A 13,551-nucleotide genomic window follows, 5' to 3' on the forward strand; every position below is an offset into this window, starting at 1 on the left:
CGGCCCAGGTCAACCGCATGCTGCACCTGCGAAGATGAGCCGCCCCGTTGGCCGGACGACCGGAGCCGCAGCACCTTCGCTGCCGGGGAAATGCCCGCTACCAAGGGATGGTTCCGGTCGCTGGTGCGCGGCGCACATCATTTCGACCCAAAGGAGGCGCAAAGACGTGGGCCACCCCCTGCCCCAAGCGACCGAGGCCGCCGAAGTCGTCGTGGTGTCGCTCGACTCAGCGCGCGCGCGGCGCGCGGCCTTTGCCGCACATGCGGCGGGCACGTCGCTCGCCTGGCGCTTCTTCGACGCATGTACCGGCCCGGCACCGGGCATGGTCATCGACGAGGCCGCGATCCGCCGCAACAAGGGACGGCCGCTGAGCAAGGGCGAGATCGGCTGCTATGCGAGCCATGTCTCGATCTGGCAGGACATGATCGCGCGCGGGGTGAAGCAGGCGATCGTCCTCGAGGACGATACGCTGGTCGACTGGGCCTATCTCGAACCGCTCGCGCGTACCGACCTTCACGCCGAAGGCATCGACTATCTGCGGCTCTACGCCAAGCGGCCGACGTGGCAGCGCGTCGTGCGCCGCGATTTTCTCCAGCATTCGCGCGCGATCGTCGAACTGGTCGGGCTCGCCTACGGCACGCAGGGCTATGCGATCACGCTCGACGGGGCGAAACGGCTCGCCGGACATTGCCGCACCGTCCGCCGCCCGATCGACGACGAGATGGACCGCTCGTGGGCGCATGGCCTGCCCAATCTGGCGCTCTATCCCGCACCGATCCTCGAAGCGGCGATCGTTTCGGAGATCGGCGCTTCGCGCTTCGGACCGAAAGCCGATCCGCTCTATCATTCGGTGCGGCAAAAGGCGTGGCGTCATGTCGAGCGCGCGCGAATGCGGTTGCTGAAAGCGAGACGCCTGCTTGAACGCTGAACCTCCCGCCCGCTTCGACAAGGGGCTCCGCGCACGCAGCCGCAGCTCGATCGGCTGGACGGTGCTGCGCTTCCTGTCGGACCAGATCTTCTCCTTCATCGTCTTCGTGGTGCTCGCGCGCCTGCTCGCGCGCGCCGACATCGGCGCCTTTGCGATCATGGCCGTGACCGCCGAGGCGTTTCGCATCATCGCCACCGCCGGCCTTGTGCAGACGATCGCACGCAAGAGCGAATTGAGCGCGGCGTTTCTCGATACCATCTATCGCTCGCAACAAGGCTTTTCCTTCCTCTCCGCCCTCACGATCATCGCGCTCGCCCAGCCGATCGCCGCGTGGATGAACGCGCCCGACATCGCCCTGCCGCTCGCGGTGATGAGCCTCGTGCTGCCGATCTCCTCCTTCGGCGCGACGCACCTGGCGCTGCGCCTGCGCGAATTCGGCCACCGCACCACCGCGCTGCGCTCGGTCGTCGGCGGGCTGATCGGCGGCACCTGCGCGGTCGCCGCCGCTTTTGCCGGGCTGGGGCTGTGGAGCCTCGTCATCCAGCGCCTCGTCACCGAAATCATCGGCGTCGTCCTGTCGCGCGCCTCCTATGACTGGAAGCCGGGCTGGCGGTTCGATTTCGCGATCCTGCGCGGCAATCTGGCGCTCAACGCGACGCTGATCTATGTCCAGCTCGCCTCGCTCGCGACGGTGCGCGTGCAGGAAATGGTGATCGGCGCCGGCATCGGGCTTGCCGCGGTCGGCGTCTATCGCACCGCGTGGCGGACCGTCGAGCTGATCGGTCGCGGCGCCATCCAGCCCTTCACGCAGGTGGCGGTGCAGACGCTCGCGCGGGTCAAGGACGATCCCGTCGAGCTGCGCCGCGCCTATGGCTGGATGATTTCGCGCGCCGCGGCACTCGCCTTTCCCGCGCTCGTCGGCTTCGGCGCGCTGGCGCCGATCGCCATCCCGACCGTCTTCGGCGCCAAATGGGCCGAGGCCGGGCAACTCGCGCAGATATTCGCCTTCATGGCGCTGCCCTTCACGCTCAACTTCTTCGCCTCGCCCTCGCTCAGCGTGCTGGGGGCATCGCGCAGCCTGATGTCGCTGTCGACGACGCAGCTGGTGCTCGGCGTGATCCTGACGCTCGCGGCGCTGCCCTATGGGCTGCTCGCGATCGCCATTTCCTATGTCGGCCGCGCCTATCTGACCTTGCCGCTGCAGATCCTGCTGCTGCGCCGCACCTCTGGCATCCGGCCCGTCGACAGCCTGCGCGCGGTCGGCGCGCCGCTCGCCGCCTCGACCCTGATGGGTGTGGCGCTCGCGGTCGCGATGCGGTTGCCGGGCGCGCATCTTGCGGGTTGGCCGGCGCTCCTGTCACTCACCGCGGGCGGCGCGCTCATTTACGGCCTCGCGCTGTTCGCGCTTTCGAAAGCGTGGCGCACCCGCCTCCTCTCGCTCCCCCTCACGCTCAGAAAGAGCCGCATATGACCCAGAAAACCGCCGATCAGCTCGTCGGCGAACTCGCCCGGCGCTTTTCCGCCACGCTCGACACCGTCTTGCCTTCGGGCAAGCTCGCGCTGGTCGATTTTCCCGACCACTCCAATGTCGGCGACTCCGCGATCTGGCTCGGCGAAATGGCCTATTTGCGTTCGCAGGGGCGCCTTCCCGTTTATTATTCGGCGATCGCCGATTTCGACGATGCCGACTGCCGCGCGGCGACCGGCGGCGGGCCGATCCTGATCCACGGCGGCGGCAATATGGGGACGCTCTGGCCGAAGCATGAAGCGTTCCGCCTGCACCTGCTTCGCGCGCATCGCGGCCGCCCGATCGTCCAGATGCCGCAGTCGATCCATTATGCCGATATCGCCGCCGCCGCCGAAATGGCCGACGCGATCCGCGCGCACGGTCAGTTCACCCTGCTGGTGCGCGACGCGCGTTCGCTCGCCTTCGCACGCGCGCATTTCGACTGCCCGATCCATTTGTGCCCCGATGCCGCGCTGATGCTGGGCCGCCAGCAGCGCGGGCCGGCGACCGCGCCGGTCTTCGCATTGCTGCGCACCGATCATGAGCGCGCGGCGGGCGCGACCGATCCGCTTCCGCCCGGGGTTATCGCCGACGATTGGCTCGAAGAGGATGCCGCACAAAAGCGCTATCTGCGCCTCTCGCTCAAGCTCGACCGCCTGCTGATCCGCGACCCGATGGCGCAGCGCGCGGCGCGGCAGCGGCGGCTCGCCGAATGGCGGGTGCAGCGCGGCCTCGCGATGCTTTCCACCGGAGAGCGGGTCGTCACCGACCGGCTGCACGCGCATATCCTCTCGCTGCTGCTCGATATTCCGCACGTGCTGCTCGACAACAGCTATGGCAAGGTTGCCGGCTTCGCCGACCAATGGACCGGCGACTACGACGGCCTCGCCCGCGCCGCCACCCGCGCCGCCGCATTCGAGGCCGCGCAGGTTCGGGCACCGGCACTCTAGGTCACCGACTCATTATGCCGCGACCAAATCCTGATTGATGCGAGTTGGACGGAGGCGAGGAAATTGTCGTCGCGCTTGTCGTATCGTGTTGCCACAGCCCTGAAATGCTTGAGTTTGTTGAAGAAGCGCTCGATGAGGTTGCGGTATCTATAGAGGAAGGGGCTGAAGGCGGGTCGGCGGACACGCTGGGGCATCGGCGGGATGTTGGCGAGAGCGCCTTTGTCAGCGATCGCTGCGCGCAACTTGTCTGCGTCATAGGCACGGTCGGCCAGCAATACCGAGCCGGGCGTCAAGCTGTCGAGCATCCGGTACGCACTATGCCCGTCATAGGCCTGGCCTTCGCTCAGCACGAGGCGGATCGGCAGGCCGTTGGCATCGACCACGGCATGGACTTTGGTGGTCAAGCCGCCGCGCGAGCGACCCATGCAACGGGATCGGCCGTCTTTTTTTGGGCGTTGGCAGCGTGCTGGTGGACGCGGATCGACGAGCTGTCGATCATCTGGATGTCGCCTGCATAAGCTTCTGAAACAGCATCCAATATCCGCTTCCATACACCCGCCCTACGCCAGCGGTTGAAGCGGTTCACGCAGGTCGTGCAGGGGCCGTAGCGTGAGGGAATATCGGCCCATGGCGCACCAGTCCGCAGCCGCCAGAATATCCCGTTCAGCACCCGCCGGTCATCAACCCGCTTCACTCCGCGAACCTTCGTCGGCAGCAACGGCTGGATCACCGACCACTCAAAATCCGTCAGATCAAAGCGTGCCATCGGCGTCTCCCTTCCCGGAAAACACTGAATCACAACTCATCCCGCTTGGGAATCCCATTTATGAGTTTACGACCTAGTGACATCGGTCACAGCCACGGCGGTAGAATCTGTCATCCAGGTCTGCAAATATTCCTGCAGGGCGGCCTTGCCGACAAGTCGCTCAATGCCCTGCCCCTTGATTGTTCGTCGGAAATGACGAAGCTATGATGTTGGAACGAATAGGAAAAGGATCGCATATGGGAAAGCTGAGGGGCGCACTGATCCTGCTGACGCTGGCGGCGTTGCCGGCTGACGCCGAAGAGCGGGGGAAGCCGCCCCTCTTCGAAATAGCCGATGTCGATCGCGACACCGTTCCGGCCGGGACGCCGGCGGCATTCGAGGCGATATTCGGCCGCGCGCCGCACAATGAAGCGCGTCGCGAGGTGGGGGATTCGGCATATCTGTTCGTGCCGTTGACGCTGATCCCGCTCGCCGACGGACGGACCGCGCTGGTCAGCACCGGCAGCAGCGAATGCACCGGTCACGCCTGTTCGGGCGTCAATGCAGTGCATTATCTGCAAAGCGCGAGAGGCAGCTATACGGTCGAAGGCGAATGGCTGGATGTCGGTGCCAGCGGCACCTTCGGCAATCCGGCGCGGCGCTGGGGATGGAGCGACGCCATCGCCGGCGACCCGGTGCTCTACACCGAAGGCGGCGGGGTGTGGCAGGGCTATGCCTGTTCCCATGCCGCGCTGACCGCGCTGACGTCCGGCGGGCCGGTCGAGATTGCCGCTATCCCGGTCTATTATTCCAGCGAAGGGGCGCTCGATACCGGCGGCACCGTGCTGGAGGGCACGATCACCGCAGCGGAAAAGGGCCGCAGCTTCACCGTCAGCTACAAGGGGTCGCGGGCCTTCAGCGAGCGCTATGTCCGCGGACCCGACGGCCGCTATGCGGTGCGCGGCGGAACCAAAGTGCCCGGTTGCTGACAGCGGAACGTGAACAAGGCATCGGCTGAAGGAGGATATGGGTGAGGTTTTCCACGACATTATGCCTGGGGGCCGCAATAGCGATCACGGCAATCTTCGCTGCGGGCGACGGGCGGGCGCAGATGACCCATGCGCAGAACCAGCAGATGCAGCAGCGGCACGCCCGGGACATGAATGTGCAGGGGTGGCTGAACCAGCAGCGCCAGATGCAGGGGCAAGGGCCGCAGCAACAGTCGCCGCAGCCCGACCCGATGGAAGGCGCGGTGAACAATATGCGGGCGCTGATCGACTTGCGGCACAAAAGCCTGACCGCCGCGGCACAGGGGCTGCAGGCGCTGGCGAGCGACCCGCGCTATCAAAAGCTGCGGCAGGGCTATTGGACCCAGTATCAGGAAGGCACGGCGCCCGAACCCGGCCGGAATTGCGCGGCGACCTTCATGAACATGGACGGCATGCTCGGGATCACGGCGCTCGGCGGCTACCGCGATCCCGCGCTGCTGCTGCTCAGCGGCGCGGATGTCCCCAGCCCGGAGCAGATGGCGCGGGTCACCGCGACGCTGCATCAGACCGGCGAGCGCCCGCAGACCGTGCCGGTCTATAATTTCACCGCGCCGGGCACCGATGCCGGCACGGTCGCCTTTGCGGTCCCGAGCCTCGAGGCGGCCGCGCAGGGCCTTGCCGACAAGGCGGAGATTGCCGTCGATATCGGCGGCAAGCGCATTTACGCGGTGGAATATCACAATGGCCGCAAGGCGAGCAGCGACATCATCCGCTGCGCCGGGGCCAAAGATAAGGGCAAATGAAAATGCCTTCGCTATCCGCCGTATTTGGGAAAAGCTGCCCGGCCATTCTGCTGCTCGCATTGGGCTGGTGCTTCTGGCCCGAACCGGCCGCCGCGCAGCATGTCTGTTCGGGTCGGCCCGACGAAGTGATGGTTGGCGTGGGACGTGGCGGTCCCGGCGTGGCCGGCCCGCCGCTGTGTCAGTGGGTCGCGCAATCTGGCCAGGGTCAGGCGCCCGCACCGGCAAGGCCGATGCCCAATTTTTACATGGCCGTCGCCACGCACCGCGACAGTTCGGACATCTGGGCGACATGGGGCCATGGCAGTAACGGTGCGGCGGAGCGCGCCGCGCTGAAGGGCTGCGAGCGCGCAATGGGCACGGGATGCGAGATTGCCGCCGCATGGAGCAATCTCGCCGAAATCGCGGTCGCGCGCGACGTCGCCGGTACGCTGTGGGTCGAGGGCGCGGCCAAGGAAAGCGGCAATGCAAAAAGGCTCGCGCTCGCCGCTTGCCGCGAAGTTTCGACCGGCTGTCAGGAGGCGGGCACCGTTACCAACGGAACGAACCGCGGCGAATATTTCCCGACCGCGCCTGCCGCGCGAAGATATTTTGCGATTGTCGCCTGGCCAAAGAAGGATCCGGGACCGCAATGGCAGGGCAAGGTCTGGCTGGTCAGCGGAATGCGGGGCTATCAGGCCAGCGAGCAGGCCGTTCTGCAGCGCTGCAAGGCAGAGAGCGGCGCGGAATGCGAGGTTGGCAAATGGGACGCCGGCGGGGCGCTGGTCCGGGTCATGGACGATCAGCGTCAAAGCTCCTGGCTTCGCACCAGCGACGCCAGCATCGCCGACCAAAGGGCAAAGGTCACCTGCGCGAAGGGCCGCACTTGCCTCGCGGTCGAGCTCTATGACGCGCAGACACCCCGCGCGCTCACCCTCGACCTGTCCGGGGATTCACAAAATCCGATCAGGGGATTTTTCTCTATCGCCTGGCCCAAGGCCAAATCGTCATGGAACAAGCTGGCGATCGTCACGGGGCGCAAGAACCGCGCAGAGGCCGATGCGGCGGCGATCGCATTGTGCGAAAAGGATAGCAGGGAAGCCTGCGAACCCTATCTGGACAATGGCGACCGCGGGTTCGATCGATTTGCTCTCATCCTTCAGGACAGTGGCGGGAATATCCGCGCGCACTTCGGCATTTCGCCGGACGATGCGCAAGGGAGAAAGCGGCAATCATGCGCCGAATATGGCGTCACCTGTCCCGAGGGCCGGTTGATCGATCTCGCCGATCGCGCCGACCTGGTCGTGAGCTACTGACCCTGCCCCGCGACCACTTCCATGCCGCAAACCACCGAAGGATGAAGACGATGAGGACCATTCGACGCAGCCACAAGGCCATGCAAGCGGCCGTCCTGCTTGCCCTGTTTGCCGCCTTTTCGCCGACGGCCGGCCAGGCCCAGTATCGCGTGGTCGAGAACGGCCCGCCCCGTATCAAGCTGCCGGGGATGCCGACGCGAAGCCAGATCATCCGCGACATCTATTTCGAAAAAGGCGCCGGGACACCCTCTGGCGGACCCGTTGCCTTTGATCTGGGCGACGGCCGCGAGGCTGTCTGGTGGTATGGCCATGGCTTCGATTTCGATGACAGGGATTATATCACCGCCTTCGTCTATCTGGCGCGCGGCGGCGATAGTCCGGACGGCGGCGATGATCTGGCGAGCGTTGCGCAGGCGACCTACAGGATGGGCAGCGCCGGATGGGAGCTGATCGACAGCGACGGCCATATCGGCGGCTTCGCGCTGGGGCGCATCAACGAGCGCGCCGCCGAAATCGACACCGAGGCCCGGGAAATCGTGCGGCATGAAACCGCCGACGGCCGCCTGTTGCTGGCGGTGCCGGTGCGGACCTTCGCCTATGGCGTCGAACAGCTCGAATATGAGCTGTTCCTGTTCGATCCCGCAAAGGTGGACCCGATCCGCAACGGATTATGGGCCGCGCTCGGCCCGGTTCATGCGGGCGAAAACAATGCCGCCGATTGCGGCGAGGAGTTCGGCCGCGCCTGCTGGGCGATGACGGGATCGCTGTCCTTCGTTCCCCGGCCCGGCGGCCTGCCCGATGTGAAGATAAGCTATCGTGGAAACCGGCTCGAAGGGCCGGACCATATCCGCAAGCTCGGCCCGGACGACTTCATGTCCTACCGCTATGATCCCGACGAACGCGGATATGTGATCGCGGCATCGACGATCGCGGCCAGCTGAGATCATATCCATCGAACGCGAAAAGGCGCGCTCCTGCCCGGAGGCGGAAGCGTATGAAAACCGAATGTCATCAGGAGACCGAATTTGCGACCTGCCATATTTCCCTTCGCCCTGATCCTGGCTCTCTCCGCCTGCGGACCCAAAGAAGGCGGCGAGGAGAGCGCCCCCGGCAAAGAAGCCGTCGCCGATGCCTCCGCTCCGGCTACGACCGCAAAGGACGCCGCCCCGGCCGGTTTCGACATCGCCGCCATCCCGGTCTCCGAAGCACCGCTGGGGGCGTTCCCCTATTTTTCGCTCCCTGCGGGCTATGAACCGGTCAACAAACCCGAAACCCAGGATTTCGGCCACTTCATGTTCTGGACCGGCAAGGAACTGCGGGACGTGGAGGGCAAGGTCTATTTCTCAGGCATCACCTCGGCGGACGACAAGACCTACTCGGCCTATGAACTGAAAAAGAATGTCGAAGCCGTCATTCGCGAAGCGGGCGGGGTCCTGCTGACCGAAAGCAAGATCCCGAGCGAGCTTCGCGACCGGATTCCGCGCGACATCCGCGTCGGCATGGTCGATGGCCTTGGCGACATATATAATGATCCGGTCAGCACCTGGCTGATCCGGCGCAACGACCGCCAGATCTGGGTTCATTTCACGAGCACGAGCGCTGGAGCCAGCTGGACGATCGTCGAGACCAGGCCCTTCGAGCAGACGGCGAGCCTGCTGCCCGCCGCGAAGCTGCGCGATACGCTGGCCAAAGACGGAAAGGCGACGATCCAGGTCAATTTCGCCACCGACCGCGCCGACATTCTGCCGGCTTCCAAGCCGCAGATCGGCGAAGTCGCGGCGCTGCTGAAGCAGGACCCTTCGCTCCGGCTGGCGGTGAACGGTCATACCGACGACAGCGGTGGGGCGGATCATAATCGCGCTCTTTCGGACGCCCGGGCGAAATCGGTGGTGGCCGCGCTTGTCGCCGCGGGCATCCCTGCTTCACGGCTCGAGGCGAAAGGATTCGGCGCCGATCAGCCCGTTGCCGACAATGCGACCGAAGAGGGCAAGGCCAGGAACCGGCGCGTCGAGCTCGTGCGCCTTTGAGGCCAGGCGTCGGCGGCATGGGGGGAGCGAAGGGAGTCCGCTTTGCCGTTTGCGAGCGTAGACGGTGGGAAGCGCCGTCCTTTGCCGGCGAAATCGGCTTTGGCAAACATCCGCCGTGCGTCCCCGGGCGATGCCGGGCAGCGCCATGCCGTCGCCGGAGCGGGCGTGGTCCGCGTCCGACAGACGTTCAAACTCTTGTGCGAGACCCGGCGAGTGGGCGCAGCATAGCCTTCAGCGCCGCCGTGAGCCGGGCGATGTCGCCGGCGCCATTGAAAAGTGCGGGCGTGATGCGCACACAGGCGCCGCGCGCCGGGCCGGTGCGATGGACCGAAAAGATGCGGTAATCATCGAGCAGGCGCCGGGCGATCGCGATATTGTCGGCGTCGCTGGTCCGGCCCGAAAAACGAAAAGAGGTGATGCCGCCGTGCAGTCTCGGGTCCGACGGGGTCAATATCTCGATCCCTCGCGCGTTGCGAAGCGGCTCCGCCCAGAGATCGCGCAGGTAGCGAAGGCGCGCTGCGCGCGCCGCGTCGCCAATAGCGTCCTGAAAATCGAGCGCCGCCGGGACGCTGAGCTGGGCCGCGAAATCGACCGTTCCGGTGTGAATACGCGCATGGGCGTTCGCCCCGAAGGGCGGCGCGTTGGCGATATCGGGGTCGATCAGATCGACCTTCTCCCTTCGGATATAGAGCGCGCCGACGCCGAGCGGCGCGCCGATCCATTTGTGCAGATTGAGTCCGACGAAGTCGGCATCGAGGTCGGGCAGCGCGAAATCGAGCTGCCCCCAGCTATGCGCCGCATCGACGATGGCATCGACGCCGCGTGCGCGCGCCATCGCGACGATCTCGCGCACCGGGATCACGAGTCCGGTGCGGTGGCTGAGGTGGGTCAGCAGGATCAACCGCACGCGCGGATGGGCGTCGAGCGCCGCCGCATAGCAATCGATCAGCCCCTGATGCGTCGCCGGCTCGGGAAGCGCGATGCGAACGACATCGACGCCGCGGCGTGCCTTCAGCGATTCGCAGCAGGCCTGCATGCTGTCGTAATCGAGATCGGCATAAAGCACGGCATCGCCGGGACGCAGCCGGTTGTAACCGCCGATCAGCGCCTTCAGCGCTTCGGTCGCATTGCGCGTGAAGGCGATTTCTTCGGTCGAAACGCCCAGCTTCGCCGCGACGCGCTCTTGCACCGCGATCAGATCGGGGACGAGGCCGCGCCGGGCATAATAGCTGGTTTCGCGGTTCACGCGCCGCACCGCCGCTTCATATGCCTCGAGCACGGGGCGCGCCATCATGCCCCAATTGCCGTTTTCGAGCTGGGTGATCCCCGCCACCACATCATATTGCGCAGCGACGGCTGCCCAATAGGATTCGTCGCCGGGCCGGGCCGGATTTCCGGCCGACGCCGCCACCGGCAGTGCCTCGACGCGCCCCGCCACCGGCGCCGTCGCCGCCGCCATCAGCATCTGCCTGCGGCTGAACTCCATATTCCTCGCCTTTCGCCTCAGAAGGTGATGCCGAGCCGGACATAATATTGGCCGCCGTCGGTGTCATAGGGCGCATTGCGCGAATAGATGAGGCCCCGTACCGCCTGGTTCGTCGCTTCGTCGGGATAGGCGTCGAAGATATTCTCGGCGCCGGCGCGAACCGTCAGATGGTCGTTCAGCTTCAGGCTCGCCGACAGATCGAACAGCAGCATCGACCCGAAACGCTGAAACATCTCCCCGGTCGCATTGCCGCTGACGTCGGTCCATGCACCATAATAGCGCGCCCGCGCCTGCAAGCCGAATGCGCCCACGGTATAGCCGAGCGACGCGGTGGCATTATGCTTTGGCAACCGGTCCTCGAACAGCACCCGCTGCGTTTCGTTGGCAATCGCCGCGGTCGTCCCGCTCGTCACCTTTGTCTCGTTGTAGTTATAGGCCAGATTGATGTCGGCACGCCCCGGGCCGACATCATGCGCATAGCCCAGTACCACGTCGACGCCGCGCGTGCGCGTGTCGAAATCATTGGTGAAATAGGTGACGGCGGTAAAGCGTTGCGGATTGGGCAAGTCGCCGGGGACCGTGAAAGTTGCCGATTGGCCGAAACGATCGCGCAGCTTGATCTGATAGACATCGACGCTGCCCGTCAGGCCGAAGGCGGACTGGAAGGTCAGGCCTGCGGTCAGGTTCCGCGATTTTTCCGGTTTAAGCGGCTGCGCGCCGAGTGCGATCGCGATCGGATCGCTTGGCGACAAACGGCCGCGATTGAAGATTTCCAGCGTCGTCGTGTCGAGGCCCTGCGTCGTGTTCACGGCGTTGAGCTGACCCGGCGTCGGCGCGCGGAATCCGGTCGAATAGGTCGCGCGCAATGCAAGCCCGCGAACCGGCTCGAGACGCGCCGACAGCTTGTAGTTGAACGTGTCGCCGAACTCGGAAAAATCTTCGTAGCGGCCGGCGGCACCCAGCGTCAGCATTTCGACCGGTCGCAGTTCGACGTCGACATAGCCCGCATAGCTCGTCTGCGACCATTCGCCGGCGTTCAGCGGACTGAAGCCCGGAAAGCCGTTGCTGTTCGGCGCCAGACCCGACGCTGCGCCCGGCCCGATCGCATAGGATGCGGGGTCGCCGGGATAGATGGCATAGGTTTCCTTGCGCCGTTCGGCTCCGAAAGCGATGTTCGCGGGCTCGACGAGACCGAGCGGCAGGCGATAGACGAAATCGGCGTTGAGATTGAATTCGCTCTGCCGCTGCCGCCCCAAATAGAAGCTGGTCGGGCTGTCGGGGCCGAGCGACGCGTTGAGCGATTCCTGCATATTGTAATCAATGCGGCTCCGGCCGGCCGACGCACTGAGGTCGTAGGTGAAGGCATCGCCCGCTTCGCCGCGAAATCCGCCCACCGCCTGATAATCGTCATAGTCGGTGCCAAAGCGCGGGGTGAAGCCGGCAGGATAGATGTCGGTGAAGCTGAAATCGGGAAAGGCGGGGCTGGGATTATAGACATTCCCCGTATTCGCGGGATTGCGCCAGTTGAAATCGGTGACGCCTTCGCCATCCGTTATCGTCCCGAAAGCGTAAACGGTCACGCCCTCGGCGATCTGATAGCCGGCGTTGACCGCTCCGCGCACCGAGCGCAGGTCGGGCTGGCCCCAGCGCTGGACCGGATCGGGAACGTCGAGTTCGGGGTGCGCAGCCTGAAAGGCTTCGGCATCGGGACGCTGACGCGTTCGCGAGGTCGCGTCCGATTTGGTGAATTCGCCGGTGAAGACGAGCGCGCCACGGTCCCCGAGCGCGATGCCGCCCTGTGCGCCGCTCTGATAGCTCGCCCCGTCGCCTTCATAATATTGCGAAAATTGCCCGAAGGCATCCATCCCCGGCTGATCGTCGAGGATGATGTTGATGACGCCGGCGATCGCATCCGATCCATATTGCGCCGAGGCGCCGTCGCGCAGCACTTCGACGCGCTTGATCGCCAGATTGGGAATAGTGGCAAGATCGGCAGCCTGGGCACCGCGCGTTCCAAGTAGCGCCGACCGGTGATAACGCTTGCCATTGACCAGCACGAGCGTCTGGTCGGGCGACAGGCCGCGCAGCGTCGCCGGGCGAACGAAAGCGAGCCCGTCGGCGGCCGGCAGACGCTGGACGTTGAACGACGGGAGCAACTGCGCGAGCGTGTCGGACAGATCGTCGGAGATGCTGCCGTCGATTGTTCTGGACGGCAACACGTCGATCGGCGCCAGCGTGTCGAACTGCGTGCGCTGCGCATCGCGCGTGCCGGTGACGATGATCGTGTCAACGTCAACCTCCCCTGCATCGGCCCCTGCATCGGCCGAAGCGAAATCCTCGGCATAGGCTGCCGAGGGCGCAGCAAATTGCAGCGCGACAAGCGCGCAGGCGGTAAGGCTTTTCATGAATGCTCCTTGGAACGCGACGGGAGAGTTATGGTCTGGTTCCCGGGCGCCCTAGTTATGCAATGTGACAGAGGCATGTCGCCGGCCTCGTGGCAGGCGCTGGCCGATAGCGGCCGGCAATCCGCGCAACAATGATTACGATACCGGCTTCGATAGCGGCGTCCATGCCGGCGCCCTCATCAGTGCCCCCCAATCTTTTTGATGGAATGGTTTGAGTCCCAACACACTCCGTTGAGGCACCGAGCAACCTGATTGGGGCTTACCGAAAACCTGCTTGTTGACCGAACGGTCCTTCAAGATATCGATAGCCTCGGGCGCGATGCCGTCGAGAAGGTTACGAGATCGCGACCTTCGCGCCGAGCATAACCACGCTGATGTGCTCCGCGGTGCCTTGATCGTTCCGAAGGTCACACATCGTC

At 65.2% G+C, this 13,551-nt stretch carries 11 protein-coding genes; 8 read left to right on the forward strand and 3 right to left on the reverse strand.

All coding sequences use genetic code 11. From position 1 onward, the window contains the following. Positions 1–166: 166 nt before the first annotated feature. The 3 genes from KNJ79_RS15185 to KNJ79_RS15195 are packed head-to-tail and all read left to right on the forward strand — an operon-like array spanning position 167 to position 3,385. A complete protein-coding gene (locus KNJ79_RS15185; protein ID WP_317151692.1) occupies positions 167–928 on the forward strand; it encodes a glycosyltransferase family 25 protein in 762 nt (253 codons plus the stop codon). Continuing rightward, positions 918–2,399, forward strand: a complete 1,482-nt coding sequence (locus tag KNJ79_RS15190) for an oligosaccharide flippase family protein (protein ID WP_317151693.1) — start codon at positions 918–920, stop codon at positions 2,397–2,399. Before KNJ79_RS15185 ends, KNJ79_RS15190 begins: the two co-directional genes overlap by 11 nt. Continuing rightward, positions 2,396–3,385: a polysaccharide pyruvyl transferase family protein gene (locus KNJ79_RS15195; RefSeq protein WP_317151694.1), complete on the forward strand. Its 990-nt coding sequence runs from the start codon at positions 2,396–2,398 to the stop codon at positions 3,383–3,385. Before KNJ79_RS15190 ends, KNJ79_RS15195 begins: the two co-directional genes overlap by 4 nt. On the opposite strand, the gene KNJ79_RS15200 is transcribed toward KNJ79_RS15195, so the two are convergent. Next, positions 3,382–4,151 (reverse strand): IS5 family transposase gene (locus KNJ79_RS15200; RefSeq protein WP_317151695.1). Its coding sequence is split into 2 segments (ribosomal slippage): positions 3,382–3,834 and positions 3,837–4,151, totalling 768 coding nucleotides; the frame shifts between segments, so codons are not numbered across the junction. The two genes, KNJ79_RS15195 and KNJ79_RS15200, sit on opposite strands and share 4 nt — an antisense overlap. Before the next feature lie 236 nt (positions 4,152–4,387). On the opposite strand from KNJ79_RS15200, the gene KNJ79_RS15205 reads away from it, so the two are divergent. From KNJ79_RS15205 to KNJ79_RS15225, 5 genes are all read left to right on the forward strand, one after another. Beyond that, positions 4,388–5,119 (forward strand): hypothetical protein, encoded by a 732-nt coding sequence (locus KNJ79_RS15205; RefSeq protein WP_317151696.1) that lies wholly within the window; start codon positions 4,388–4,390, stop codon positions 5,117–5,119. 41 nt (positions 5,120–5,160) lie between these two features. Further along, positions 5,161–5,922, forward strand: coding sequence for a hypothetical protein (locus tag KNJ79_RS15210; protein WP_317151697.1), 762 nt, complete (start codon positions 5,161–5,163; stop codon positions 5,920–5,922). Next, positions 5,919–7,214, forward strand: coding sequence for a DUF4189 domain-containing protein (locus tag KNJ79_RS15215; protein ID WP_317151698.1), 1,296 nt, complete (start codon positions 5,919–5,921; stop codon positions 7,212–7,214). The genes KNJ79_RS15210 and KNJ79_RS15215 overlap by 4 nt, the downstream gene beginning before the upstream one ends. Before the next feature lie 50 nt (positions 7,215–7,264). Further along, positions 7,265–8,155, forward strand: coding sequence for a hypothetical protein (locus KNJ79_RS15220; protein WP_317151699.1), 891 nt, complete (start codon positions 7,265–7,267; stop codon positions 8,153–8,155). Between the two features lie 84 nt (positions 8,156–8,239). After that, a complete protein-coding gene (locus tag KNJ79_RS15225; protein WP_317151700.1) occupies positions 8,240–9,241 on the forward strand; it encodes an OmpA family protein in 1,002 nt (333 codons plus the stop codon). 187 nt (positions 9,242–9,428) lie between these two features. Here KNJ79_RS15225 and KNJ79_RS15230 read toward each other — a convergent pair whose 3' ends face one another. Then, on the reverse strand, positions 9,429–10,727 hold the full coding sequence (locus KNJ79_RS15230) for an aminotransferase class V-fold PLP-dependent enzyme (protein ID WP_317151701.1): 1,299 nt from the start codon (positions 10,725–10,727) through the stop codon (positions 9,429–9,431). Between the two features lie 17 nt (positions 10,728–10,744). After that, positions 10,745–13,132, reverse strand: a complete 2,388-nt coding sequence (locus KNJ79_RS15235; protein WP_317151702.1) for a TonB-dependent receptor plug domain-containing protein — start codon at positions 13,130–13,132, stop codon at positions 10,745–10,747. Positions 13,133–13,551: the final 419 nt, after the last annotated feature.

It is taken from the genome of Sphingopyxis indica, from assembly GCF_032879645.1.
GTDB lineage: Bacteria > Pseudomonadota > Alphaproteobacteria > Sphingomonadales > Sphingomonadaceae > Sphingopyxis > Sphingopyxis indica.